The 22,784-nt window shown below is 73.2% G+C and carries 21 protein-coding genes; 10 read left to right on the top strand and 11 right to left on the bottom strand.

The genetic code is table 11. The annotated features are described in order from the left end of the window. Positions 1 to 688: 688 nt before the first annotated feature. Both ACZ5OX_RS38755 and ACZ5OX_RS38750 read right to left on the bottom strand, forming a co-directional pair. A complete protein-coding gene (locus ACZ5OX_RS38755) occupies positions 689 to 865 on the bottom strand; it encodes a DUF397 domain-containing protein (RefSeq protein WP_465636863.1) in 177 nt (58 codons plus the stop codon). Then, positions 862 to 1,731 (bottom strand): helix-turn-helix domain-containing protein, encoded by an 870-nt coding sequence (locus ACZ5OX_RS38750; protein ID WP_465636861.1) that lies wholly within the window; start codon positions 1,729 to 1,731, stop codon positions 862 to 864. Before ACZ5OX_RS38750 ends, ACZ5OX_RS38755 begins: the two co-directional genes overlap by 4 nt. A gap of 165 nt (positions 1,732 to 1,896) precedes the next feature. Here ACZ5OX_RS38750 and ACZ5OX_RS38745 point away from each other — a divergent pair, with 165 nt between their 5' ends. The 4 genes from ACZ5OX_RS38745 (at position 1,897) to ACZ5OX_RS38730 (ending at position 6,873) form a co-directional block, all read left to right on the top strand. Continuing rightward, positions 1,897 to 2,331, top strand: a complete 435-nt coding sequence (locus ACZ5OX_RS38745; RefSeq protein ID WP_465636859.1) for an ATP-binding protein — start codon at positions 1,897 to 1,899, stop codon at positions 2,329 to 2,331. Between the two features lie 14 nt (positions 2,332 to 2,345). After that, a complete protein-coding gene (locus ACZ5OX_RS38740) occupies positions 2,346 to 2,900 on the top strand; it encodes a hypothetical protein (RefSeq protein WP_465636857.1) in 555 nt (184 codons plus the stop codon). 346 nt (positions 2,901 to 3,246) lie between these two features. Then, positions 3,247 to 4,017 (top strand): hypothetical protein, encoded by a 771-nt coding sequence (locus ACZ5OX_RS38735; protein ID WP_465636855.1) that lies wholly within the window; start codon positions 3,247 to 3,249, stop codon positions 4,015 to 4,017. A gap of 1,044 nt (positions 4,018 to 5,061) precedes the next feature. After that, positions 5,062 to 6,873: an eCIS core domain-containing protein gene (locus ACZ5OX_RS38730; RefSeq protein WP_465636854.1), complete on the top strand. Its 1,812-nt coding sequence runs from the start codon at positions 5,062 to 5,064 to the stop codon at positions 6,871 to 6,873. A 50-nt stretch (positions 6,874 to 6,923) separates the two neighbouring features. Here the strand turns inward: ACZ5OX_RS38730 and ACZ5OX_RS38725 are convergent, their stop codons facing one another. The 7 genes from ACZ5OX_RS38725 to ACZ5OX_RS38695 all read right to left on the bottom strand — a co-directional run bounded on the left by ACZ5OX_RS38725 (position 6,924) and on the right by ACZ5OX_RS38695 (position 13,887). After that, entirely contained in the window at positions 6,924 to 8,252 is a 1,329-nt protein-coding gene (locus ACZ5OX_RS38725) for a sugar ABC transporter permease (protein ID WP_465636852.1), read from the bottom strand. After that, positions 8,249 to 9,040, bottom strand: a complete 792-nt coding sequence (locus tag ACZ5OX_RS38720) for an ATP-binding cassette domain-containing protein (RefSeq protein WP_465636850.1) — start codon at positions 9,038 to 9,040, stop codon at positions 8,249 to 8,251. The genes ACZ5OX_RS38725 and ACZ5OX_RS38720 overlap by 4 nt, the downstream gene beginning before the upstream one ends. 61 nt (positions 9,041 to 9,101) lie before the next feature. Then, the gene (locus ACZ5OX_RS38715) at positions 9,102 to 10,199 is read right to left on the bottom strand and encodes a sugar ABC transporter substrate-binding protein (protein WP_465636848.1); all 1,098 of its coding nucleotides are present in this window, start codon (positions 10,197 to 10,199) and stop codon (positions 9,102 to 9,104) included. 313 nt (positions 10,200 to 10,512) lie between these two features. After that, positions 10,513 to 11,466: a DUF4331 family protein gene (locus ACZ5OX_RS38710; RefSeq protein ID WP_465636846.1), complete on the bottom strand. Its 954-nt coding sequence runs from the start codon at positions 11,464 to 11,466 to the stop codon at positions 10,513 to 10,515. 177 nt (positions 11,467 to 11,643) lie between these two features. Continuing rightward, positions 11,644 to 11,832: a hypothetical protein gene (locus ACZ5OX_RS38705; RefSeq protein WP_465636844.1), complete on the bottom strand. Its 189-nt coding sequence runs from the start codon at positions 11,830 to 11,832 to the stop codon at positions 11,644 to 11,646. Positions 11,833 to 11,848: 16 nt separating this feature from the next. Beyond that, positions 11,849 to 12,448, bottom strand: coding sequence for a GNAT family N-acetyltransferase (locus tag ACZ5OX_RS38700; RefSeq protein ID WP_465636842.1), 600 nt, complete (start codon positions 12,446 to 12,448; stop codon positions 11,849 to 11,851). Beyond that, positions 12,406 to 13,887: an ATP-grasp domain-containing protein gene (locus tag ACZ5OX_RS38695; RefSeq protein ID WP_465636840.1), complete on the bottom strand. Its 1,482-nt coding sequence runs from the start codon at positions 13,885 to 13,887 to the stop codon at positions 12,406 to 12,408. Before ACZ5OX_RS38695 ends, ACZ5OX_RS38700 begins: the two co-directional genes overlap by 43 nt. A 171-nt stretch (positions 13,888 to 14,058) precedes the next feature. Here ACZ5OX_RS38695 and ACZ5OX_RS38690 point away from each other — a divergent pair, with 171 nt between their 5' ends. From ACZ5OX_RS38690 to ACZ5OX_RS38670, 5 genes are all read left to right on the top strand, one after another. Continuing rightward, a complete protein-coding gene (locus tag ACZ5OX_RS38690; RefSeq protein ID WP_465636838.1) occupies positions 14,059 to 14,703 on the top strand; it encodes a putative glycolipid-binding domain-containing protein in 645 nt (214 codons plus the stop codon). A 104-nt stretch (positions 14,704 to 14,807) separates the two neighbouring features. Beyond that, positions 14,808 to 15,305 carry an SRPBCC family protein gene (locus ACZ5OX_RS38685; protein ID WP_465636837.1) on the top strand — a complete coding sequence of 166 codons (498 nt, stop codon included), beginning with the start codon at positions 14,808 to 14,810 and terminating at the stop codon, positions 15,303 to 15,305. Positions 15,306 to 15,627: 322 nt separating this feature from the next. After that, positions 15,628 to 16,734, top strand: coding sequence for an RCC1 domain-containing protein (locus tag ACZ5OX_RS38680; protein ID WP_465636835.1), 1,107 nt, complete (start codon positions 15,628 to 15,630; stop codon positions 16,732 to 16,734). Positions 16,735 to 16,821: 87 nt separating this feature from the next. Next, positions 16,822 to 17,322, top strand: a complete 501-nt coding sequence (locus ACZ5OX_RS38675) for a peptidylprolyl isomerase (RefSeq protein WP_465636833.1) — start codon at positions 16,822 to 16,824, stop codon at positions 17,320 to 17,322. A 150-nt stretch (positions 17,323 to 17,472) separates the two neighbouring features. Then, a complete protein-coding gene (locus ACZ5OX_RS38670) occupies positions 17,473 to 18,261 on the top strand; it encodes a GNAT family N-acetyltransferase (protein WP_465636831.1) in 789 nt (262 codons plus the stop codon). Here the strand turns inward: ACZ5OX_RS38670 and ACZ5OX_RS38665 are convergent. Beyond that, entirely contained in the window at positions 18,251 to 20,731 is a 2,481-nt protein-coding gene (locus tag ACZ5OX_RS38665) for a beta-propeller fold lactonase family protein (RefSeq protein ID WP_465636829.1), read from the bottom strand. The genes ACZ5OX_RS38670 and ACZ5OX_RS38665 overlap by 11 nt on opposite strands. A 564-nt stretch (positions 20,732 to 21,295) precedes the next feature. On the opposite strand from ACZ5OX_RS38665, the gene ACZ5OX_RS38660 reads away from it, so the two are divergent. Continuing rightward, a complete protein-coding gene (locus ACZ5OX_RS38660; protein ID WP_465636827.1) occupies positions 21,296 to 21,994 on the top strand; it encodes a DUF1062 domain-containing protein in 699 nt (232 codons plus the stop codon). A gap of 91 nt (positions 21,995 to 22,085) precedes the next feature. Here ACZ5OX_RS38660 and ACZ5OX_RS38655 read toward each other — a convergent pair whose 3' ends face one another. After that, positions 22,086 to 22,601, bottom strand: a complete 516-nt coding sequence (locus ACZ5OX_RS38655; RefSeq protein ID WP_465636825.1) for a DinB family protein — start codon at positions 22,599 to 22,601, stop codon at positions 22,086 to 22,088. Positions 22,602 to 22,784: the final 183 nt, after the last annotated feature.

Here is a 22,784-nt window from a genome sequence, read left to right as displayed (position 1 = left end):
ACTGGACCACCCTCACCACCGCCGGCGAACTCCTCACCACCACCCCCAACCCCTACCCCCGCATCCGCTACGCCCTCACCCACTGCCGCACCCAAGCCGCCGCCCGCACCTGAACCCCGCGCATGAGAAGTCGGACCCGCCGACTTCCTACGCGCGGCGCGGTTGGTGGGGCGGCGGTCGGTGGGATGGGTTGCGCGGGCCGCTCCGGCTGAGCGGCCCGCGCCTGAAGGTCTGTGTCGTGCACGAGAAGTCGACCCCGCCGACTTCCTGTGCAGCGCGGCAGGAGCCGACCACGCGCTGCCGCCGCGCGTCGGCGCGTAGCGCCCGAGGGGACACGCCGCCGAGCGGGCGGCCCCGCACGGCCGCCCGGGGCCGGTCGCCGCCCGGGGCCCGTGCTCCACGGCGGGCACCGGTCCTGTGTTGAGGTGCCCCGACTGACCAGCGCCCCTGGTGGCGCGCGGGCGCGCAGGACGGTCGGCAGGATGTCAGCCCCTGAGGCAGGGCTGCTATGCGTCAGTTGACTACGAGGTGGCTTCCTGGCGGCACCGCAGGCTCACGGGCCGGGCAGGCGGGCGCGTCAAGTGCCGTCCAGGCCCGCCGTCGATGCAGCACCAACGTCCAGAAGTAGCAGCAGAAGAACCCCACTGCCCGTCTGCGGGCAGTGGGGCCCCGGCCGGTTCACGATGCGTCAGACGTCACCGAACTCGCCGCTGCGGACAGCGGCGACGAAGCTGGACCAGGCCTCGGTCGGGAAGACGAGAGCCGGGCCCTCGGGGTCCTTTGAGTCGCGTACCGGAACAACACTGGGGAAGCTCGGGGCTACCTCAACGCAGTTACCACCTTGCTGACTGTAGCTCGCTTTCATCCAGCGGGCGGCGGCCAAGTCGATGTCGGACATTCGATCCCTTTCCGAGCAGCGCGCATCCATTCGAGAGTCGCCGTCTCGGCCAGCGCTCCCACCTGGAGTCGATCGTACTGTTTCCTCCAGGTGGCAAGCCGTTCGGTGTCCCGCTCAAGGTGGCTTCGGCCCTCGGACTCCGAGTATCCCAGGAGAGACCGGTCGGGGAGAGTCAGAAGCACTATCGGCAAGGCGAACGGGCGCTCTTCCGCCAGTGCGAACGGTGCGACTTGAAGAATCACATTATTGACGGCATACAGCTCCTCCAAGTGGGCGAGCTGCGCCCCCATCACCTCGCGGCCGCCGATCGGGCGATGCAGGCAACTCTCGTCCAGCACGGCATGTACCAGTGGTGGCCGGGTTCGCCGAAGCAGTTGCTGCCGCGTGAGCAAGTAGGCTACTCGCTCGTCCGCCTGCTGCTGAGTGATCGTGCCGCGACGGACATCGCCGGCGGCCAGAGCCCGGGCATAGGGCTCGATCTGGAAGAGACCTGGAACGACGCCAGCCTCGTAGATCCTTATCTCGGTGGCGTTTTGCTCCTGATTTGCGTACTCGGGGAACCCCTCCAGCAACGCCGAGTGCTTGGCCTGGAGCCACATCAGCAGCAGGGTTCCGCCTGTCTCCAGTACGCGATCGGCATCACGTGCGAACTTCTCGCTCGGCGGGGTCCGGCCAGGCGGGGCAAGTTCGGCATAGGAGACGTAGGAGGGGTCGACCCCCACGAGCCTTGCCAGCTGGGCTTGCGTAAGGCCGGCGGCCTTGCGTGACCTGCGGAGTTGCACCCCGAAGGGCGCCCAGGGGCTTGATGTTGGATCAAGTTCCTTGATGTTCATCGACCTTCACCTACTTGCCGAGCGCTGACTTCAAGCTTCAGATCGGCTTCCGATGGTAGAGGTCGGACCCCATCATGGCTACATCCGGTGATTCACCGAATGCGCAGCGCAACCTGGGTGCGGCGCCACTCCATCCGCACGCCATCTCCCTTGAGGTGCTTCGCCATGCTCACTGCCCGGCGTCCCCGCTTGTTCGTCGCGCGCCTCGATTCCCGCGTCGAATCCACGCCCCTGGCCCGGTACATGCTTCGGGCCTACCTCTCCGGGCTGCCCTCGGGCGAACGCTACAGCGACACGGCCGAGTTGATCCTCGGAGAGCTGTTCGCCAACGCCGTGCAGCACTCGGACGCGCCCGACGACCGGCACATCGAGGTCCGCTTCTCGCTCGTCAGCTCCCGTCTCCGACTCGAAGTCCACGACGCCGGCTCCGGGTGCCCCGCCCTCCACGTACCGACCTTGGACGACGAGCACGGGCGCGGACTGTTTCTCGTCAACAGGCTCGCCGAACGCTGGGGCTGCACTTCCCGCCCCGGCGGGATCGGCAAGTTCGTCTGGGCCCACATCGCCCCCGCCCCGGCCCCCGCCCTCGTCACCGTCTGAAAGCCCGAACCCCCGTGAACCTCGCGACTCTCGCCCGCCACACGCTCTCCCGTGGCGCCACCCCCGCCGCCACCTACGCCCTCCTCGCCCGCCTGGGCCACCAGCCGCTGCCCGTCGCCCGGGCCGTGTGCCTGGCCCTCGACATCCCCCACGCCGAGACCACCCGCCGCTTGGCCGACTGCCACGACGCCCTCCTCGCCGATCCCCGGCCGAACTCCGAAGCCGACACCGGTGAACTCCTCGAAGCCCTCGGCGTCTTCGACATCCCCGTCGCCCTCGACGCCACCGGCCTGGCCGTCGTCGACCTCTTCCTCACCGCGATCGAGGCCCTGGGCGGCATCCGCCCCGGCCACCAGCACGGCCTCACCCGCTGGTTCACCACCGGCAACCTCACCGCCGCGTACCTCTCCCTCGCCGCGACCCGCCCCCTGCCCCGCACCGGAGACCCGGCCCTCTACTGGACCACCCTCACCACCGCCGGCGAACTCCTCACCACCACCCCCAACCCCGACCCCCGCATCCGCTACGCCCTCACCCACTGCCGCACCCAAGCCGCCGCCCGCACCTGAACCCCGCGCATGAGAAGTCGGCCCCGCCGACTTCCTACGCGCGGCGCGGTTGGTGGGGCGGCGGTCGGTGGGATGGGTTGCGCGGGCCGCTCCGGCTGAGCGGCCCGCGCCTGAAGGTCTGTGTCGTGCACGAGAAGTCGACCCCGCCGACTTCCTGTGCAGCGCGGCAGGAGCCGACCACGCGCTGCCACCGCGCGTCGACGCGCAGCGCCCGAGGGGAACACGCCGCCGAGCGGACGGCGGCCGATGCGGCCACCTGTGAGCGACCGGCCCCGCACGGCCGCCCGGGGCCCGTGGTCCACGGTGGGCACCGGTCCTGCGTGACGGGGTGTGAGAGCCTGGCCCGGTGCTGCACGACGGACCAGACAACCCGACAGCGGCCCGACCGCAGTGGTGGGCCGCGTACCTGACCCGGCACTGCGCGGTCGCCGACACGGAGCGCGAGCTGGTCACGGGGTGGTTCGGCACCGATGTCGCCGAGGCCGACGCCGCCTGGGAGACGGCGATGCTGGAGGGACTGGAGGCGCGCCTGCCCTTCGGGGGCGGGCACACGGTGCTGCTGTACAGCTACGACCTGCCGACGGACTGGGGAACGGAGTACCTGGTCCTCCACCCCGACTGGGGCCGGGTGCGGGGCCGTCTCGCCGCCGTCGACACCCGCTTCCCGGAGCCGGAACGCCAGCAGGGACCGGGCCTGTCCTGGCAGGAGCTGGTCCACCTCGCCGACACGCCGGACCACGCTGCGCCCGGTGTGCACGACCCGTCCGCGCGGCTGCTGCTCCTACTGCCGACGCTCGGCGACGCCCGACTTCCACCGGACGCCACCGAGGTGGTGCGGGCGGCGCTGGTCGCCGTCGGGACCCCGCCACAGAACGCGGCGCGCCTTGCGGCCTTCCTCCTGCGGCACCCGCTCTGGGCACCCGCCCGCTGGAGCGCACCGCAAGGCCGCCGGCGATGGGCCCGGCCCTCGGCGGCCGGGCGCGAGCGCGCCTTCGCCGGGATCCTCCACTGTGATGCCCCGGGAAGCCCGCGCTTCGCCCGGCAGCTCGCCCACGGCATCACACCCGCGCAGAGCAGGCAGCTCGCCCGGGCGCTCGGTACCTGGCAGCCACGGTGACGGCCCTTCAGTCGACCGGGTAGGCCGGGTGGGCGGCGAGGTTCCGGTCCTCGCTGGCTGTACAACCGCATTTCGGTGGCTCTGAACCCACCCCGCGCGCGGGAAGTCGATCCTGCCGACTTTCTGTGTGCGGTGGTTGGTTGGGGTGGGTTGCGCGGGCCGCTTCGGCTGAGCGGACCGCGTGTGAAGGTCAGTGTCGTGTGCGGGGAGTCGACCTGGCCGGCTTCCTGTGTGTCCTGGTGGTGGGTTGGGGTGTTGTCCGGGTTGGGCCTGATGCCCGGCCGCCTTGTGCCAGAAGTCGACCTCGCCGACTTTCAGTGCGGCAGTACGTGCCGCCGATGCCCGGCAGCCTCGTCATGTCATCGGCTCTGGGGGGTCCAGCTGCCCCGCGCGCGGGAGGTCGACCTCGCCGACTTCCTGTGCGCGGTGTCTGGTTGGGGTGGGTTGCGCGGGCCGCTCCGGTTGAGCGGCCCGTGCGTGAAGGTTTGTGTCGTGCGTGGGGAGTCGACCTGGCCGGCTTCCTGTGTGTCCTGGTGGTGGGTTGGGGTGTTGTCCGGGCTGGGCCTGATGCCCGGCCGCCTTGTGCCAGAAGTCGACCTCGCCGACTTCCTGCGCGTTCCGGAGGTGGGTCGGGAGAGCGTTGCCTGGGCTTGTGGTGTTCGGGTGGTCGGGCCATCGCGTGGGAAGTCGATCCTGTCGACTTCCTGTGCGTGGGGGTTGGTTGGGGTTGGGTGGTCCGTGCGTGAGGGCCTGTGTCGTGCGCACGAGAAGTCGACTCCGCCGACTTCTCGTGCGCTGCGCTGCCTGGGCTTGTGCCGTGCGGGTGGCCGGGCCATGGCGCAGGACGTCGAGCGGGCCGACTTCCTGCGCGCGGGCTGGTCGGGGTGGGGTGTTCGGGGCCGATGCGCCACGCCGACGGCAACAGCGGTGCGCTGGGGCAACCGGTTCGGCCCCCGGGACTGCCCCGGCGGCTCTGGTCCGGGCGCTCCCGGCCCGGTAGGCAGGAGCGAGACGAGCCGAAGGCCGCCATCGGATGGGGAGCGCATGCACGACCGCAGCAGGGCGAGGACGACCGGCGCCAGCACCGGCACCAGCCGCGAACCGGCCCGGCAGCCCACCGGGCCACGGGCGGCGTCGGCAGCGCCCTGGAGCCCGATGGCCCAGCAGGCGGCCGCCGGGAACCGGGCCGTCGTGCAGATGCTGCGCCGGGCCGGCCAGGGGCGCGACGGGCAGGGGCGCGACGGGCAGCCCGACGAGCTGCCCGAGGTGCAGCGGTCCGCCGTCCACGACGTGCTGCGCGCGCCCGGGCGGCCGCTGGACGAGGCCGTGCGCGCCGACATGGAGGCCCGGTTCGGCGCCGACTTCTCCGACGTGCGGATCCACAGCGGCCCGGCGGCCCGGTCCTCCGCGGCCGAGGTGGGGGCCCTGGCGTACACCTCGGGCAGTCACGTCGTCGTCGGCGCGGGCGGCGCGGACCGGCACACCCTGGCCCATGAGCTCGCGCACGTGATCCAGCAGCGCCGGGGCGCCGTCGCCGGGACCGACAACGGGGCCGGCCTGAAGGTCTCCGATCCCGCCGACCGGTTCGAGCGGGAGGCGGAGGCCACCGCGCGGCGCGTCATGGCCGGGCACCCGGACGCAGCGCACGACCACGGCGCTCCCGTACGCGCGCAGGCCGGCGAACCGGCCGCCGCCGTGCAGCGGATCGTCAAGGTCACGCCCGGCATGTTCGCGCGGGGCGTGGGCGCCACCGAGCAGCAGCCGCTGACCGCGCCCCAGCTCGTGCGGTACCTGGCGATCGCCGTGCAGGACGAGGTGAACCGCGCCCACAAGCTCGACCCCCAGGGCGGGTTCAAGGCGAGGCTTGCCGCGATCAGGGACAGGCTCAAGCCCGCCACCCTCGACGTGCCCGAGGCCCTGCGACTGACCACCGCGCTCGTCACCGCCGTGAACACCTTCCTGGAGACCCAGCAGGTCTACGTCTCCGACCACAACCCGCCGGACCACGAGGACGGGCCGGGCGCCATGGTGCCGGTGCCGAACGCGGACACCCGGTACGCGACCGAGCCGAACACCACGGACACCGGCTACTACCACACCTCCCTGTCCGGGAACACGGAGCCGTACTGGGGCAACGACGACACGATGCGGGACAAGACCGCCCGCTCGCTGGGCCCGGTCGTCGCCGGGGGACAGGCCCGGCAGGAACAGCCCAGGCTGCAGAGCCACGCACGGGGCGGGACGAACCTGCCGCTGAAGAAGCTGACGCTGAAGCAGGCCGTCGCGATGCTGCCGCGCCCGCTGCTCAACCTGATCTTCGACGTGCGCTACCAGCTGGAGGACCCGGACCCCGGGCAGCAGCGGCCGGTGATCGACGAGCGGAGCCCGGCGCAGCAGGCGGTGCGCGACAAGAGTCCCAACCAGCCTGGCACGCTGCGCAGTTGGCATCAGGACGACTACGGCCGGCTGCCCGACAACGGGTTCGACCCGGCGGCGGTGCCCGCGCACGCGGGGCCGCTGCACGCCCACTACACCGCCAACTCGCAGTCCGGCGCGGGCTCCTCGGTCCAGAACGCGGCCACGGCCCCGCGCGGCTTCGCGGAGTACACCGGTACGGGCAGTGACTGGGAGCACAACGTCAAGGTGGTGCTGGACTACGTCAACAAGCGCGTCTACCTCACCCTGACGCACTACCAGTACTGGGCGCTGATCCGGCCGGAGAACGCCGGCGGGCCGTACACGTTCTGGCAGGGCCCGGGCCAGAACCTGCAGGCCGCCCAGGGGGAGCTGGAGCGGCAGCCGGGCGGCGAGCGGGGGATCATGATGAGCCCCTGGCTGGAGATCACCTTCGCCTGACGTCGGGCGGGCCCCCCGGGCGCGGCGCTCCCGTGGGGCCCGCCCCCGGGCTATCCGCGTCCGGAGGCGCGGGTGCGGCGGGTGAGGGAGTCGAGGACGACGGCGGCGAGCAGGACGGCGCCGGTGATCATGTACTGGATGGCCTGGGCGGCGTGGACCATGTCCAGGCCGGTGGTGATGGACTGGATGACGAGGATGCCCAGCAGCGCGGACCAGGTCTTGCCGCGCCCGCCGAAGAGGCTGGTGCCGCCGATGACGGCCGCGGCGATCGCGCTCATCAGCACGTTGCCGCCGCCCAGTTGCTTGTCGGCGGAGCCCTGCTGGGAGGCGTAGAACAGGCCGCCCAGGCCGGCCAGGAAGGCGGAGAGCACGAAGACGGAGATCCGGACCCGGGCGACGTTGACGCCCGCGCGCCGGGCCGCCTCGACGCCGCCGCCCACCGCGAAGACCTGCCGGCCGTAGCGGGTGCGGCGCAGCACGAAGTCGGTGGCGAGGACGGCGCCGAGCAGCACGACCAGGGACAGCGGCAGGCCGCGGTCCTGGTTGAGGGCGTAGGCGGTGGCCAGGCACAGCACCGCCAGTGCCCCGGCGCGGACGGCGCTGTCGGCGGCGGGGGGCGTGGTGAGGCCGGCGGCGCGGCGGCGGCGGGCGGTGTGCAGGCGGGCGGCCAGGTAGAGGGCGGGGGCGAGGACGGCCAGGGCCCAGGCGTAGGCGATGTCGCCGTCGCCGAGGAAGGTGCTGTCCAGGCTCGCGACGATGCCGTCGTGGCGGTTGTTGACGGTGCCGCCGTCGCCGAGGACGTACTCCTGCAGGCCGCTCCAGGCGAGCATCCCGGCGAGGGTGACGACGAAGGCGGGCACGCCGACGCGGGCGAAGAACAGGCCGTGCAGCAGCCCCATGACGCAGGCCGCGCCGAGGGCGGCGAGGATGGCCACCCACTCGCTCCAGCCCTGGCGCACCGTCAGCACCGCGGCGACGGCGGCGCCGGCGCCGGCGACCGAGCCGAGGGAGAGGTCGATCTCGCCGAGGATCAGCACGAAGACGACGCCGACCGCGATCAGTCCGGGCCCGGCGATGAAGCGGGTGATGTTGGTGAGGTTGTCGGCCTGCAGGAAGTGGTGGGTGACGGACTGGAAGACGACGGCGATGACGACCAGGCCGACGACGACCGGCAGTGAGCCGAGCTCGCCGGAGGCCAGGCGCCGGCGGGCGGCCTGCAGTTGGCCGGCCAGGCCCGGCGCGGTCTGCCGCAGCCGCGGGTCGGCGGCGGCAGTGGCGGGGACGGCAGTGCCGGGGGCGGGGGCGGCGGTGGCGGGGGCGGTGGGACCGGCGGGGTCGCGGTCGCCGGCGGGGGTGGCGGGTGCGTCGGGGGCGCTCACAGGGCCTCGGCCTCCTCGGTGTGCTCGGTGCGCCGGGCCCGGCGGGCGTGGGCGTTGTCGGTGGCGCCGGTGATCGCGGCGACGATCTGCTCCTGGGTGGTGCCCGCCACCGGGAAGACGCCGTTGTTGCGGCCCAGGCGCAGCACGGCGACGGTGTCGGCCACCGCCCGTACGTCGGCCATGTTGTGGCTGACCAGCACGACGGCCAGGCCCCGCTCGCGCAGCCGCTCCACCAGGTCGAGGACCTGGGCGGTCTGCTCGACGCCGAGCGCGGCGGTGGGCTCGTCCAGGACGACCAGGGCCGGTTCGCCGACCAGGGCGCGGGCGATGGCCACCACCTGCCGCTGCCCGCCGGACAGCGCGGCCACGGGGGTGCGCACGTCGGGGATGCGGATGGCGAGGGTGTCCAGCAGCCGGCGGGCGTGCTGCTCCATGGCGACCTCGTCGAGCAGGCCGCGGCGGCGTTTCTCGCGGCCGAGGAACAGGTTGGCGATGACGTCGAGGTTGTCGCACAGGGCGAGGTCCTGGTAGACGGTCGCGATGCCGAGGGCGGCGGCGTCCTGGGGCCGGGCCAGGCGTACCTCCTCGCCGTGCCAGGCGAGGGTGCCCTCGTCCACGGGGTGGACGCCGGCGATGGTCTTGACGAGGGTGGACTTGCCGGCGCCGTTGTCGCCGACGAGGGCGAGCACCTCGCCGGCGTGGACGGCGAGGTCGACGTCGGTGAGGGCCTGGACGGCGCCGAAGCGCTTGGAGACCGAGCGCAGCTGCAGGACGGGTACGCCTGTCACGGGAACAACCACCTTGGGGGAGCGGCTACTTGATCGACTGCTTGGTCGGCTGCCCGGACGGCTACTTGAGGCCGGCCGCGGCGCACGCGGCGGCGTAGTCGGCGGTGCAGACGTCGGAGGCCTTGTAGAGGCCGTCGGCCAGGACGGTCGCGGCGATGTTGTCCTTGGTGACGACCTTGGCGTCCAGCAGCTTGGCCGGGATGTTCTTGTCGGTGGCGCTGTCGACGCTCGCGGTGGCGACGGTCTTGACGTCCTTGCCCTGCAGCAGGGCGACGGCCAGTTCGGCGGCGGTCTCGGCGAGCGGGCGGTAGGCCTTGTAGATGGTGTACGCCTGGTCGCCGTTGACGATGCGCTGGATCGCGTCCAGGCCGGCGTCCTGGCCGCCGACGGGGACCTTGATGCCGGCGCCCTTGAGCTGGGTGATGATGGCGGCGGCCATGCCGTCGTTGGCGGAGTAGACGCCCTGGAAGCCGTTCTTGCCGAACTCGGTGACGGCGGCGGAGATCTTCTGCCCGGCGACGACCGGGTCCCACTGCCCGGACTGCTCGTAGACGACCTTCTTGACCTTGCCGTCGAGGACCTTGTGCGCTCCGGACTTGAACTGCGCGGAGTTCGGGTCGGCCTCGTCGCCGTCGATCATGACGATGTTCGCCTCGGCGGCCTGCGCGCCGATCGCGTCCAGCAGGGCCTGGCCCTGGAGTTCGCCGACCTTCTCGTTGTCGAAGGAGGTGTACGCGGCGACCGGGCCGCTCGCGAGGCGGTCGTAGGCGACGACCTTGACGCCCTTGGCCGCGGCCTCCTGCACCCACCCCTCGGTGGACTTGGCGTTGTACGGGTCCAGGATGATCACCTTGACGCCCTGGGTGAGCAGGGTGTCGAACTGCTGCTTCTGCTTGGCGGCGCTGCCCTCGGCGTTGTTGTACAGCACCTTGCACTGCGCGCACAGGGACTTGACCTTGGCCTCGATGAACGGGCGGTCGAAGGACTCGTAGCGCACCGAGGAGGCGTTCTCGGGCAGCAGCAGGCCGATGGCGTTCGGGTCACCGGCGGAGGTGGACTCGCTCTTGGCACCGCCGGCCTTGCCACAGGCGGCGGTCATGGACAGGGTCAGCGCGAGGCCCACGGCGGAGACGAGGGCGCGACGCAGGACGGCGTTCATACGGTTGGCCTCTCCCTGGGGTCGCCGCGGCGTTGCGGCGGGGTGGGGGGAGTCAACCCTGGGCGCGCACATGACGTCAATAAGTAAAACCAGCCTCCCGAAAATCCACCACTATTCGTTATCTTCGTGAACACGCCCCTGGTTCTGCGGGTAGACGCAGACCGCCCCGGACGGACGATCCGCCCCTCCACTGCCCGCCAGCCCAGGTATCCGGTGCCCGCAGCGGTCCCTGACATCCGACAGGGGCGCGCCTGCTCGCCCGACGGCACAGCAGACGCGCCCCCGGGAAGCGACGCCGGCGAACGGCTACGGCTCAGTGCGGGTGCCCCAGGTACGGGAACGCCGGCAGCAGGTCAGTGTGCGGCCCGATGTGGTCGCCGGACACCTGGCCGTCCGTGAGCATCGTCAGCCGCGCCGAGGTCACGTCGTCCGTCAGCGACCGCCCGTTCGGATAGACCGCCGGACGCGAACGGTCGTAGCGCAGGACGTCCGGCAGCACCAGCCGCAGCTGCGCCTCGGCCGCGTCCGTGGTGTACCCGCCGAAGTGCTGCAGCTTCGCCGTCCACGGCCCCCGGTACGTCACCCAGTCGTCCACCGGCTCACCGGCGTTGTACGCGTCCTTCACGTCCTCCTCGTTGAAGTACGCCGTCAGCGACGGGTGCGCACCCCGGTCCACCGACACCAGCCGGCCGTCCTTGCGCACGCTCACCCGCGCCCACACCCCGATCTGCGGCGACGGCCCGAACTGCGCGTCCGGCGCCTCCAGTACGATCCCGAACACGTTCTTGTCCGCACCCCAGTCCACCCCCGTCCACTGGAACCCCTTCACGATCCCGTCCAGGTCCGCGAAGAACGGGTCGCTGCGCAACCCCGCACTCACCCGGTAGGGGCCCGCGTCCACCACCGCCGGGGTGCCGTCGAAGCTCACCGGCGCGTCCGCCACCAGCACCTCGCCGGTCGCCTCGTGCCCGCGCGCCCCCTCACCGGTGGCACGGCGCACCGTCATGGTCTGCGCCCCGCCGGCCGGCTCGGAGAAGGTGAAGCTGTACGCGATGTCGGCCCGGTTGTCGCCGTCGGTGTCGATGTCGATCCGGTACACCGCCTCAGGATGGAAGGCCTTGCCGCCGGACGGCGCGACCGGGTTCACGTTCATGATCAGCACCGTCCGGCCCGGCTCCGGCGAGGCGAAGGCGAACAGGTCGGTCAGGTCCAGGCGCGCGTCACCCTCGGGTGAGCGCAGGTTCGGTCCGCTGAGGTGGTGCGACAAGACGGCCTCCGGATGTCGAGTGCTTCGCGAGTACGGTGCGAGCGCTTCGCGCGCGTCCGCGTGGACACCCCCCGCCCCCCACCGGCCCTTGCTAACACGCCCGCCCGCCCCCGGCCCGCCCCACTGCGCCACCCGGGCGAGCACGCGGCGAGGTCGGGGCCGGGGGAGGCAGCGGCCTCAGGAGGCCCGCGGCGACTGCGGCCCCGGCAGCACCGGCAACGCGCGGTGCCCGTCGGAGATCGGCGAGCCGACCGGCTCCAGCCGCGCCCCGGCAGCGAGGACGACGTCCGGGAAGCGCTCGAACAGCCGGCGCAGCGCCGTGCGCCCCTCCGGACGGGCCGGCGGCGCGCCGAGGCAGACGTGCACGCCGTGCCCGCCCGGCTCACACCCGCAGGCCGTCCGCCTCCCGGACCCGCGCCGGCGGCGCCACCGCGACCGTGGCGCGCTCGAACAGGGCGCCGCTGCGGCTGCCGGCCACCGTACGCACCCAACGCCAGCCCCGCGCACGGTAGTAGGCGTGCAGGGCCGTGTTGTCGCTCCACACGTTCACCCGCAGCAGCCCGGCGCCCGCCCGCGCGGCCCGCCAGGCCGCCCAGTCGCCCAGCCGGGCGCCGATGCCCTGTCCGGCGTACCGGCGGTCCACCGTGAAGGAACTCAAGTAGCGCGCCGGAAGGGCCAGTTCCTCCCCACTCCACAGCCGCGGACTGCCGGTGGGCCGCAGCGTCACGGTCGCGACCGCCTCGCCCCGCGGCGCCAGCGCGGCGACCACCGTCGCACCCCGGGCGATCAGCGCCAGCCCGCGCTGCGGATCGTACGGGGACGACCACTGGGCCGAGCCGTGCTCCAGCGCGATCCAGGCGGCCGCCTCCGCCCGCAGCGCCGCCAACCGGGGCAGGTCGGCGGCCACCGCCAGGCGGAGGTACAGCGCCACCGGCGCCGTCAGCACGGCACCGCGGACGGCACCGCGGACGGCACCGCGCACGGCAGCGGCCCCTCGACGGGCTCGAACGTGAAGCCCGCCCGCAGGGCCTCCACCAGCCGCCGCCCCTGCTCGGTGAGCGCGATGCCGTCCGCGGTGGTCAGCGAGTACCGGGCGACGATCCGGCCCAACGGCACCCCCGGATGCAACACCGTTCCCGGGGCTGGCAGTTGCAGCAGCACGCAGTCGTCCGGGCCGCACTCCAGCAGCCCGAACCCGACCCCGCAGTGCTGCAGCAGCCCGTCCTTGAGCCGGTGCAGCCCGCCGCCCGGCGCACCCGCCACCCGCACCGGGCCGCCGGTGTGCCGCACCACCAGCTGCACCGCGCCGGCCGCGTCCGTGCGCGGCTCGCCACCGGTGGCGTGGCCGTACAGCTCCAGCACGTGGCGCAGCGCCGACGGCAGCGCGTCCTCCGCCAGCTCCAGCTCGCCCAGCAGCCAGGTCGAGCCCTGCATCCGGCAGTTGAGCTCCAGCAGCAGCGCCTCCTCACCCGCCAGGACGAAGTCCGCACCGAACAGCCCCCGGTAGCCGAGCGCCGCCAGCGACTCCCCGACACGCCGCGCCGCCGCACCGGCCCGGGACAGCGCCCGCGCCGGCAGCAGCGCGGGCGCCGCGAAGTCGCAGCCGGAGTACGTGCCGAAGGGCGCGCCGACCCCCTCGACCCGGGTCAGCTGGACGGACGGGCGCAGCACCCGCACCGTGCCGTCCGCCGACACCAGGACGTGCACGTTGACCGCCGCGCCCTCCACATAACCGCTCACCAGCCAGGGCCCGCCGCCGACTTGGCGGATCGGAACCAGGTCCGCCTCCTCGGCGACCAGGTGGGTGCCCTTGCCGCTGGAACCGAGCGGCGTCTGCACCACGTAGCGGTCGCCGAAACGCCGGCGCAGCTCCCGGTGGTCGAGCACCGGGACCACCGCGTCCGGCGGCGTCAGCGCCCCCAGCGACCGCAGCCACGCGCGCTGCGCCCGCTTGTCGCCCAGCACCGGCGGCGTCGGCCGCACCGGCGGCTCGGCCAGGCGGGCGCCGAGCGCGTCAAGTGCCGGGCGCCACTCGGGTTTCATCGCCGTGTAGGGCAGCAGCGCCAGCTCCCGGCCCCGCCAGCCGCCGCCCGTACCGGGGTCCCTGCCGCCGTCCGTTCCGCCGCCCGTTCCGCCGTGCGTACGGTCGCCCTCGGCGATCCGGCGCAGCACCTCGTGGACGCCCGCCCCCAGCGGGGTGTGGTCGCGCACCGCGCAGTACGGCTCCAGCGCGTGGAACCGAGCCCCGAACTCGCCCGCCCCGAACTCGCCCGCCCAGCCCGCGTCCGCGCCCTCCACGGTCAGCACCTCGGACAGGCAGCCGGTGCGCAGCAGGGGCAGCAGGAACAGGGGGCGGGCGCAGCACGACAGCCCGGGCACGGCCCGCAGACGGGCCGCCGCTTCGTCACAGGATGTGATCACCACGCGATTATGGGGAGCCCGCGACCGGCCCCGCCGCCGCCCCGGCCCCCGCCCCGCCCGCCACGAGGCACGCCCCGCTCCCACGCTCACCCGTACGAAGGAACGATCGAGCAGCGCCCCGGTTGACGGCCCGCCGGGGCCGCTGTCGGAGGCCCGCAGTACCGTGCACGAATGAACGACCGCGCCGACCGGGCCGCCCGCACCGACCAGTCCAGTCACACCACCCACACCGCCCACACCGCCCACACCGCCCACACCACCGCCCCTACCTGGCGGGTCACCGAGACCGCAGGCCTGGAGACCTCCTGGATCGACCTGCGCCCCACCACCCTCACCGCCCACGGCCGCGCCGCCGCCGCCGAACCCGCCCCCTACTGGCTCGACTACGAACTCGAGACCGGCGAAGGCTTCACCACCCGCCGGATGCACGTCACCGCCCGCACCCCCGGGACCACCCGCACCCTGGACCTGCGCCGCGACGAGGCCACCGGCCGCTGGACCGTCGACGGCACCCCGCGCCCCGACCTCGACGGCGCCCTCGACTGCGACCTCGGCCTGTCCCCGCTCACCAACACCCCGCCCGTCCTGCGCCACGCCCTCCACCAGGGCCCAGGCGAGCACCACTTCCTGATGGCCTGGATCCGCGTGCCCGACCTGGTCGTCGTGCCCTCCCGCCAGACGTACACCCACCTGCGCCGCCACCCGGACGGTGGCGCCACCGTCCGCTACGCCTCCGGCGACTACCGGGCGGAGCTGCTGCTGGACGCGGACGGACTGGTCGCCGACTACCCGGGTCTTGCCCACCGCCTGGCCTGATACGACGCCCGCCGCCCGGGGCCCTCTTCCCGGGCCCGCCGCCCGGGACCTCTTCCCGGTCCCGATACGCTCGGGACCGTTTCCCGGCTCACAGGAGGCCCCCGATGCCCTGGTTCGCGCTGGAGCGCTTCGACGCGTCCTTCTTCGACACCGCGCCGCACCGCCACCGCTTCCGGATGGACCTGCCGGTGGCGCCGCACACCGTGTGGGAGGGGCTCGCCGGACGGACCCCGCTGTCCTGGTGCCGCGGCCTGGCCGACGGCCGCTACACCTCGCCGGCCCCGCACGGCGTCGGCACGACCCGGGAGGTCACGGCCCTTCGGCTGCTACGGCTGCGTGAGGAGTTCGTGCACTGGGAGGAGAAGGAGGAGGGCCGGCGGCACGCGTTCTGCGTCACCCAGGCCAGCCTGCCGATCTACCGGCGCTTCGGCGAGGACTACCTGGTCGAGCCCCTCGCCGCCGGCGGCACCCGCTTCACCTGGACCTTCGCCTACGAGCCCGCCCAGTTCCTGCGCCGCCCCGCGGCACTCACCGACGCACCCGGGGCGGCGTTCCTGCGCACGCTGATCGCCGACACCAAGCGCCACTTCGGCGCGGCGTAGCGCCGCCGAAAGCGCCGCCGGGAGCGCCTGCCGGAAGCGCCCTGGGAGCACGCCCGGGAGCCCAGCCCCCGGAGCGCCCCGGGAGCACGCTTCCGGGAGCACGCCCCCCCCGGGGGCGGCGCGGCCCGATGCCGCCGCTGCCGCCCCTCCTGCCCGTCTCCGGTCCCGGGCGGGCCCCGTCACCCGATCGGGTGGCCGGCGGCCGTTTCCCGTGCCGGTGGCGGGTGCGTGGGTAGCGTCGATTCATGATCGTGGAATCGTCAACCCGGCTGACGCATCGACGATTTGACTTATTGTCGTACAGGTAAAGAGGCATCGTCGCATGGCAGAGAAGCGCCTGAAGTCCTGGGGCAACAACCGCTCCGGCCAGCTCGGGGACGGCACCTGGACCGACCTCCGCACCACGGCCACCACCGTGCACGGGCTCACCGGCACCGACGTCGTGAAGATCGCCGCCGGCGGGTTCGGCGCCGCCACCGGCCACGCACTGGCCCTGCTCACGGACCGTACGGTGCAGTCCTGGGGCGTCAACGGCTCGGGCCAGCTCGGCGACGGCACGGTGTTCAGCCACAACGCGCCCGGCCAGGTGCTCGACCTCGCCGACGTCACCGACATCGCCGCCGGCGGCGCGCACAGCCTCGCCCTGCTCGCCGACGGCACCGTGGCGGCCTGGGGGCGCAACGACCACGGCCAGCTCGGCAACGGGGCCACCGCCGACAGCGGCATCCCCGTCCGGGTCGAGGGCCTGAGCAGGATCGTCGCCGTCGCCGCCGGCCTCCACCACAGTCTGGCCCTGCGCGAGGACGGCACCGTCTGGGCCTGGGGCTACAACGGCAACGGCCAGCTGGGCGACGGCACTTCGTCCAGCCGCGGCAGCGCCGCCCCGGTCGCCGGCCTGACCGGGGTCAGCCGCATCGCCGCCGGCGCCGGCCACAACCTCGTCCTCGTCGGCGCACCGGGCGCCGGCGCCACGGTGAAGGCCTGGGGCTACAACGCCACCGGCCAGCTCGGCGACAACACCACCATCAACCGCTTCACCCCGGTCACCACCCAGGCCACCTGGACCGGCGGCGTCACCCGGATCGCGGCCGGCTGCAACCACAGCATGGCGGTGGTCGACACCGACCACCGCCTCAAGGCCTGGGGCCAGAACACCGCCGGCCAACTCGGCGACGGCACCACCGTCTTCCGCGTCCTGCCCGTCACCGTCCCCGGCCTCACCGGCGTGCGCCTGGTCGCCGCCGGCCGCGAACACACCGTGGCCCTGTCCGGCAGCGCCACCGTCCACTCCTGGGGCAGCAACGGCTCCGGCCAGCTCGGCGACGGCACCACCACCGACAGCACCACCCCGGTCCCCACCCTCACCGCCCTCACCGGCATCGACAAGCTCGCCGCCCCCGTCGGCGGCGACTTCAGCCTCGCCCACTGAGCGCCTCGACGGTGCCCGGCGGTCCCTCCTGTCACAATGCCCCCGTGAGCGTTCCGTAGCCGCAACCATGCAGACAGTGAGGTAGTCATGTCGAAGGTCAAGCTGAGCACCAACCACGGCGACATCGTCCTCCGCCTCGACGCGGAGAAGGCCCCGGCGACGGTGGAGAACTTCCTCCAGTACGTCCGGGACGGCTTCTACGACGGGACGGTCTTCCACCGGGTCATCAACAACTTCATGATCCAGGGCGGCGGAATGCAGCCCGGCCTGAAGCAGAAGAAGACCCGCGACCCCATCCAGAACGAAGCCGACAACGGCCTCAAGAACGTCAGGTACTCCGTGGCGATGGCCCGCACCGGGGACCCGCACTCCGCCACCGCCCAGTTCTTCATCAACGTCGCCGACAACGACTTCCTCAACCACAGCGGCAAGAACGTCCAGGGCTGGGGCTACGCCGTCTTCGGCGAGGTCGTCGAGGGCCAGGACGTCGTCGATGCCATCAAGGCCGTCCCCACCGGCTCCAAGGAAGGCCACCAGGACGTCCCCAAGGAGGACGTGGTCCTAGTGAAGGCCGAGGTCGTCGAGTAGGACGGGAAGCAGGGGCCGGCGGGAGTGGGAAGTCGGCCCGGCCGACTTCCCACTCCGCACAGGCGGGCAGAGCCGCGCCGCCCGGGCCGTGCGGCGCCCGGGGCCCGAAAACCGGATGACCGTCACCGCCACCACCTCCCGCAATGGCCCATGCTGACCGACCACTGGCCGCTGCTGGGCCTGCGCCTGCACACCCCCCGCCTCGAACTGCGCCTGCCCGACGACGACGAACTCGCCGCCCTGGCCGACCTCGCGGCCGCCGGCGTCCACGAACCGGACCGCATGCCCTTCATCGTCCCGTGGACCGACCAGCCCCCCGCCCAGCGGGCACGCTCCGTCGTCCAGCACCACTGGCTGCGCCTGGGCAACTGGTCCCCGCACGACTGGGCCCTCAACCTGGCCGTCCTCGAAAACGGCCGGGTCGTCGGCCTGCAGACCCTCACCGCCCGCGACTTCGCCGTCCTGCGGCAGGTCTCCACCGGCTCCTGGCTCGGCGCCCGCCACCAACACCAGGGCATCGGCACCGAAATGCGCGCCGCCGTCCTGCACCTGGCCTTCGCCGGCCTCAACGCCCGGCACGCCCGATCCGGCGCCTTCGAGGACAACCCCACCTCCTACGCCGTCTCCCGCAAACACGGCTACGAACCCGACGGCACCACCCGCCACGCCGTCCGCGGCCGCGCGGTGACCGAACGCCGCCTGCTGCTCACCCGCGAACGCTGGCAGCAACGGCACAGCGTCCCCGTCACACTCCACGGACTCACGCCCTGCCTGCCGCTGTTCGGCCTGCCGGGCGACAGCGGCGGCGAGCAGCCCGACCGGGGGAGGGGCCGGGGGGGGGGGGGGGGGGGGGGGGGGGGGGGGTCCCCCCCCCCCCCCCCCCCCCCCCCCCCACTCCCGCCGTCGAACGAGAGCGGCACCAGGCGGATCAGCCGATGACGGCCACCCCGCGCGGCGCCGAGAAGCCCGCCGCCGACTCGGTGACGGTGCCGCTCGCCGTGTCGAGCGTCGAGACGGTGCCGTCCTGCGTGTTGGCGACGAACACCGTGCTGCCCGCGGCGTCGGCCGCGGCGGCGAACGGGCCGGCGCCCACCGGCACGGTCGCCGTCACCGTACCGCTCGCCGTGTCGACCACCGACACGCTGTCGCTGCCGCTGTTCACCACGTACGCGGCGCCCTGACCGGACATCACCACCGCACTCGGCCGCGAACCGACCGCGACCGTACCGGTCACCAGGTTGGTCGCCGTCGAGATGACGCTCACCGCGCTGCCGCCGTCGTCGGCGACGTAGACGCTGCGCCCGTCCGGGGTGACGGCCAGTGCGGCCGGGTGGGTCTGGAACAGCGGGACGGCGCCCTTGACGACGTTGAGGGAGGTGTCGATCGACACCACCAGCCCGTACTTGTGCTCCACCACGTACAGCGTCGACCCGTCGGGGGTGAGCGCGGAGTCGCGCGGTTCGCCGATGAGGGCGATGGTGCCGGTCACCGCCCGGGTGGCGGTGTCGACGACGGAGATCGTGCCGCTGCCGGAGTCGGAGACGTAGGCGGTGGCGCCGTTGCGGGAGAAGGTGATCGCGGTGGGCGTGGTGGCGACCGGGACGGTGCCGACGACGAGGTTGGAGGCGGTGTCGATCACCGAGACGGTGTCGCTCCCGGAGTTGGCCACCCACACCTGGGTTCCGGCCGGGTTGGCGCTGACCTCGTACGGCTTGGCCCCGACCGGGATGCTCGCGCTGACCGCGCCGGCGGCCGAGTCGTAGACCTTCACGGTGTTGTCGCCGCTGTCGGCCGTGTAGACCGTGCCGCGGGAGGCGACCGGGTCGAAGGCGTACCGGTCGGCGGGGACGGTGGCGCTGGTCCCGACGGGCGTGGTGACGGTGACGTCGGTGGTGCCGACGGCGTGCCGGGGGGCGACCGCGGTGAGCCGGGTGTCGGAGACCACCGTGAACGAGGCGGCCGGGACCCCGCCGAAGGCGACGGCGGTGGTGCCGGTCAGGTCCGTGCCGGTGACGGTCACCGTCGTGCCGCCGCTCCGCGGCCCGTGGCCGGGGTCGACCGCGGTGACGGCGGGCGCGGCCGGCAGGTAGGTGTACCGGTCGGCGCGGCCGGTGGCGCTGGTGCCCGCCGGCTTGGCCACGGTCACGTCCACCGTGCCGACCGCCCCGGCCGGGGCGACGGCGGTGATCTGCGTGTCGCTGTCGACGGTGAAGGAGGCCGCCGGGGCCGAGCCGAACCGCACGGCGCTCACGCCGGTGAAGCCGGACCCGGTGACGGTCACGCGCGTACCGCCGGTCCTGGGCCCGGAGGCGGGGGAGAGGCCGGTGACGACCGGCTGCGGCACGTTGACGAAGGACAGCCCGACCGGCGAGTTCATGCCGGTGAGGGTGGAGGTCACGGTGTTGGTCGCCGTGTTGAGCACCGAGACGCTGTTGGAGCCGCGGTCGGTGACGTAGGCCGAGGTGCCGGCCGGGTCGATCGCGACGAACTGCGGTCCGGAGCCGACACGGACGGTGGCGGTGACGGTGTTCGTGGCGGTGCCGATCACCGAGACCGCGCCGGAGCCGTTGCCGGCCACGTAGACGCTCCCGCCGTCGGGGCTCACCGCCAGGCCCACCGGCACGCTGCCGGCGGCGAGCGGGACGGTCCCGGTGACGGTGTCGGTCGCGGTGTCGAGCACCGAGACGCTGCTGCCGGTGTTGTTGGCGACGTACGCACGCGAGCCGTCGGGCGTGAAGGCGATCCCGACCGGCAGGGCGCCGACCCGCACGGTGGAGGTGACCGCCCCGCGGGCGGTGTCGATCACCGACACCGTGTTGTCCAACTCGTTGGACACGTACGCCTTCGCGCCGTTCGGGCTGAGCGCGACGGCGTACGGGTTGCGGCCCACCGGGATGGTGGCGGTGACGGTGTTGGTGGCGGTGCTGACCACCGACACGGCGGCGGAGGCGAAGTCCACCACGTACAGCCGGCTGCCGTCCGCGGAGACGGCCGCGCTGACCGGCCGGGCGCCGACCGGGACGGTGGCGGTGACCGTGTCGGTGGCGGTGTCGAGCACCGAGACGTTGTTGCCGCCGTAGTTCGGCACGTACGCGCGCGTGCCGTCCGGGCTGCCGACCACCGCGTACGGGGTCGCGCCGACCGGAACGGTCGCCACCACCGTGCCGGTGACGGTGTCGTACGCCGTCACCGTGTTGTTCCCGCTGTTCGCCACGTAGACGAACGGGTGTGCGGCGGCAGCGGTCGCCGCGGGCGCGGAAGCAGCGGCGGGCGCGGAGGCGGCGGCCTCGCCCACCCCCGCCCCGAGCGGCCCGGCCGCGGCGAGCAGCGCCACCGCCCCCAGCCCCGCCGCACGGCGGCGCAGCCGAGCCCCGCCGCGCCGCAGGCCCGTACCTGTATCCGATGACATCGAAGAGTCCCTCCCCAGAGCGGGCATGACGCGCCCGCCGGGCCGACGGCCCGGACGTGACGCCTCCGGCCATCGTGGCAGCGCGATCCGTGGGAGGGAGCAGTTTCCCGAACCACTGAAGACGATCTTCCGCTTCGCCATCCTGGCGGGTCAACTACCCTGTCTCGCAGCCAATATGACGTACAGTCAAAGCAGGAGCCGTTTCCCTTCCCCCTCGCTGCCGGGAGTCCCCGCCGCCACGGTGCCCGGCGCCTCACCCACCGACCACGGCAAGCGGGATGGGCGGGCAGCGGGCTGGAGTTCCATGAGACGATCGGCGCGCGACCACCGGCGCAGAGCACGGGGAAATTCGGTTGCCGCGGGCCGCCGTCTCGATCATGATCGCCCGCATGGACTTTTGATGACTGCCACGTAGTACGTACCTGTCGCGCGATCGACCTCGGAGCCTGAAGACCCGGCCCCGGGGTGATGGGTCGCGCCCCTCGTGAGCATCCGTCAGAGAGCGGGAGTCGCCGAGTGAGTTCGGCATGCCCTCCTGCTGAGTCCTGAAAGCATCCAACACACATGAATACCGACCGCAAGGCCCTGTGGGCCGTGCGTCAGTCCGCCCTGCCCACCGTCGTCCGGTCCTGCCCGGACTGTCCCGGCATGCGGCACCGCGCCTCGGGGAAGATCCGCGCCAACGCGAACGGCAAGCTGCTCGACGTCTGGCTGCTGCTGAGCTGCGCGACGTGCGACCGGACCTCGAAGGTGCCCGTCCACGAGCGCGTCCACGTCTCGACGCTGGAGCCGGCCCGGCTGGTGGCGTACGAGATCAACGACCCGTCAGCGGTACGGGAGTTGGTGATGAGCGCGTCGCTCGCGGCGAAGAACCGGTACCGGCTCGACTGGACCGGGACGTGGGAGCTGGAGACCCGCACGCCGCTGTACGCGCTCGACGACCCGAACCCGCTCTCGGTGCAGGTGCGCTTCGAGCTGCCCGCGCCGGTCCGGGTGGAGCGGCTGCTCCAGCTCGGCCTCGGCCTGAGCCGGGCCGAGGTGCGCCGTCTGGTCGCGGACGGGCGGATCCGCCTGCCGTTCGCGCCGGACGTCAAGGCGCACCAGGACTTCGAACTCACCATCCACGGACCTGGTTCCGTCGACGCGGCCAGGCACGCGGAGTCCCTCGATGCGCCCAACGCCGAACGCACCGACCTGGCTCGGATCGGGCTGCCGCCCGCACCCGGCCGGGAGCTCCCGCGCCGGGCCACGGCGCGTGCCTAGAAGTCTGATGTAGATCTTGCTGATGGAGAGGCTGTCCCGCTTGGGGACAGCCTCTCCCGGGGCTATGTGGTCGCGTCGCCGGTAGGAACGGCTAGTAGTAGCCCTTCGAGCCGTCCAGGAGCTCCCGGACGATGTCGGCGTGCCCCGCGTGCCGTCCGGTCTCCTCGACGAGGTGGATCAGCATCCAGCGCAGGTTGGCGCCGCCGGCGCGGAAGCCGGTGTGGCGGCCGACGTCGTCCAGGGAGGCCGCCGCGACGATCTCGTCGCTGCGCGCGCACTGCGCCTCGTACTCCGTGATCAGCTCGGCGAGCGGGCGGCCGCCGGTGCGCCAGTCGGCGTCCTGGTCCGACTCGTCGAACGACGGGTTCTGCTTCTCGTCGCCGCCGAGGAACAGCACCTCCAGCCACAGGTGTTCGGTCCAGCGCATGTGCGAGACGAGGCCGGCCATCGTCATCGCGGGGGAGTCGGGGAGGACGGAGCGGTGCGCGTCCTCGTCGCTCAGCCCCTCGCACTTCCAGCGCAGGATCTTGCGCTGCAGGTCCAACCAGCCGACGATCGCGGTGCGTTCGTCCGCCAGGAGCGGGGGCCGTTCCAGTTCCGATGCCATGGCCGTGCAGGCTACCGAGACGATCCGGCGGGCGCACCGGAATTTACGCGGCGCGACCTGGCGGGCGGTCGGCGGGTGGGGGGGGGGGGGGGGGGGGGGGGGGGGGGGGGGCGGGGGGGGAGGGGGGGGGGGGGGGTGGGTGGGGGGGGGGGGGGGGGAAGTAACAGGAAAGGAAGGACAGCT

The organism is Kitasatospora sp. NPDC032121 (genome assembly GCF_055580145.1).
This window is presented reverse-complemented; position numbering and strand designations above follow the sequence as displayed.

Coding starts and splice junctions, on each gene's coding strand:
- ACZ5OX_RS38755 (WP_465636863.1), bottom strand. CDS start 865: ATGAAAGCGAGCTACAGTCAGCAAGGTGGTAACTGCGTTGAGGTAGCC.
- ACZ5OX_RS38750 (WP_465636861.1), bottom strand. CDS start 1,731: ATGAACATCAAGGAACTTGATCCAACATCAAGCCCCTGGGCGCCCTTC.
- ACZ5OX_RS38745 (WP_465636859.1), top strand. CDS start 1,897: ATGCTCACTGCCCGGCGTCCCCGCTTGTTCGTCGCGCGCCTCGATTCC.
- ACZ5OX_RS38730 (WP_465636854.1), top strand. CDS start 5,062: ATGCACGACCGCAGCAGGGCGAGGACGACCGGCGCCAGCACCGGCACC.
- ACZ5OX_RS38715 (WP_465636848.1), bottom strand. CDS start 10,199: ATGAACGCCGTCCTGCGTCGCGCCCTCGTCTCCGCCGTGGGCCTCGCG.
- ACZ5OX_RS38690 (WP_465636838.1), top strand. CDS start 14,059: ATGAACGACCGCGCCGACCGGGCCGCCCGCACCGACCAGTCCAGTCAC.
- ACZ5OX_RS38685 (WP_465636837.1), top strand. CDS start 14,808: ATGCCCTGGTTCGCGCTGGAGCGCTTCGACGCGTCCTTCTTCGACACC.
- ACZ5OX_RS38680 (WP_465636835.1), top strand. CDS start 15,628: ATGGCAGAGAAGCGCCTGAAGTCCTGGGGCAACAACCGCTCCGGCCAG.
- ACZ5OX_RS38675 (WP_465636833.1), top strand. CDS start 16,822: ATGTCGAAGGTCAAGCTGAGCACCAACCACGGCGACATCGTCCTCCGC.
- ACZ5OX_RS38670 (WP_465636831.1), top strand. CDS start 17,473: ATGCTGACCGACCACTGGCCGCTGCTGGGCCTGCGCCTGCACACCCCC.
- ACZ5OX_RS38665 (WP_465636829.1), bottom strand. CDS start 20,731: ATGTCATCGGATACAGGTACGGGCCTGCGGCGCGGCGGGGCTCGGCTG.
- ACZ5OX_RS38660 (WP_465636827.1), top strand. CDS start 21,296: ATGAATACCGACCGCAAGGCCCTGTGGGCCGTGCGTCAGTCCGCCCTG.
- ACZ5OX_RS38655 (WP_465636825.1), bottom strand. CDS start 22,601: ATGGCATCGGAACTGGAACGGCCCCCGCTCCTGGCGGACGAACGCACC.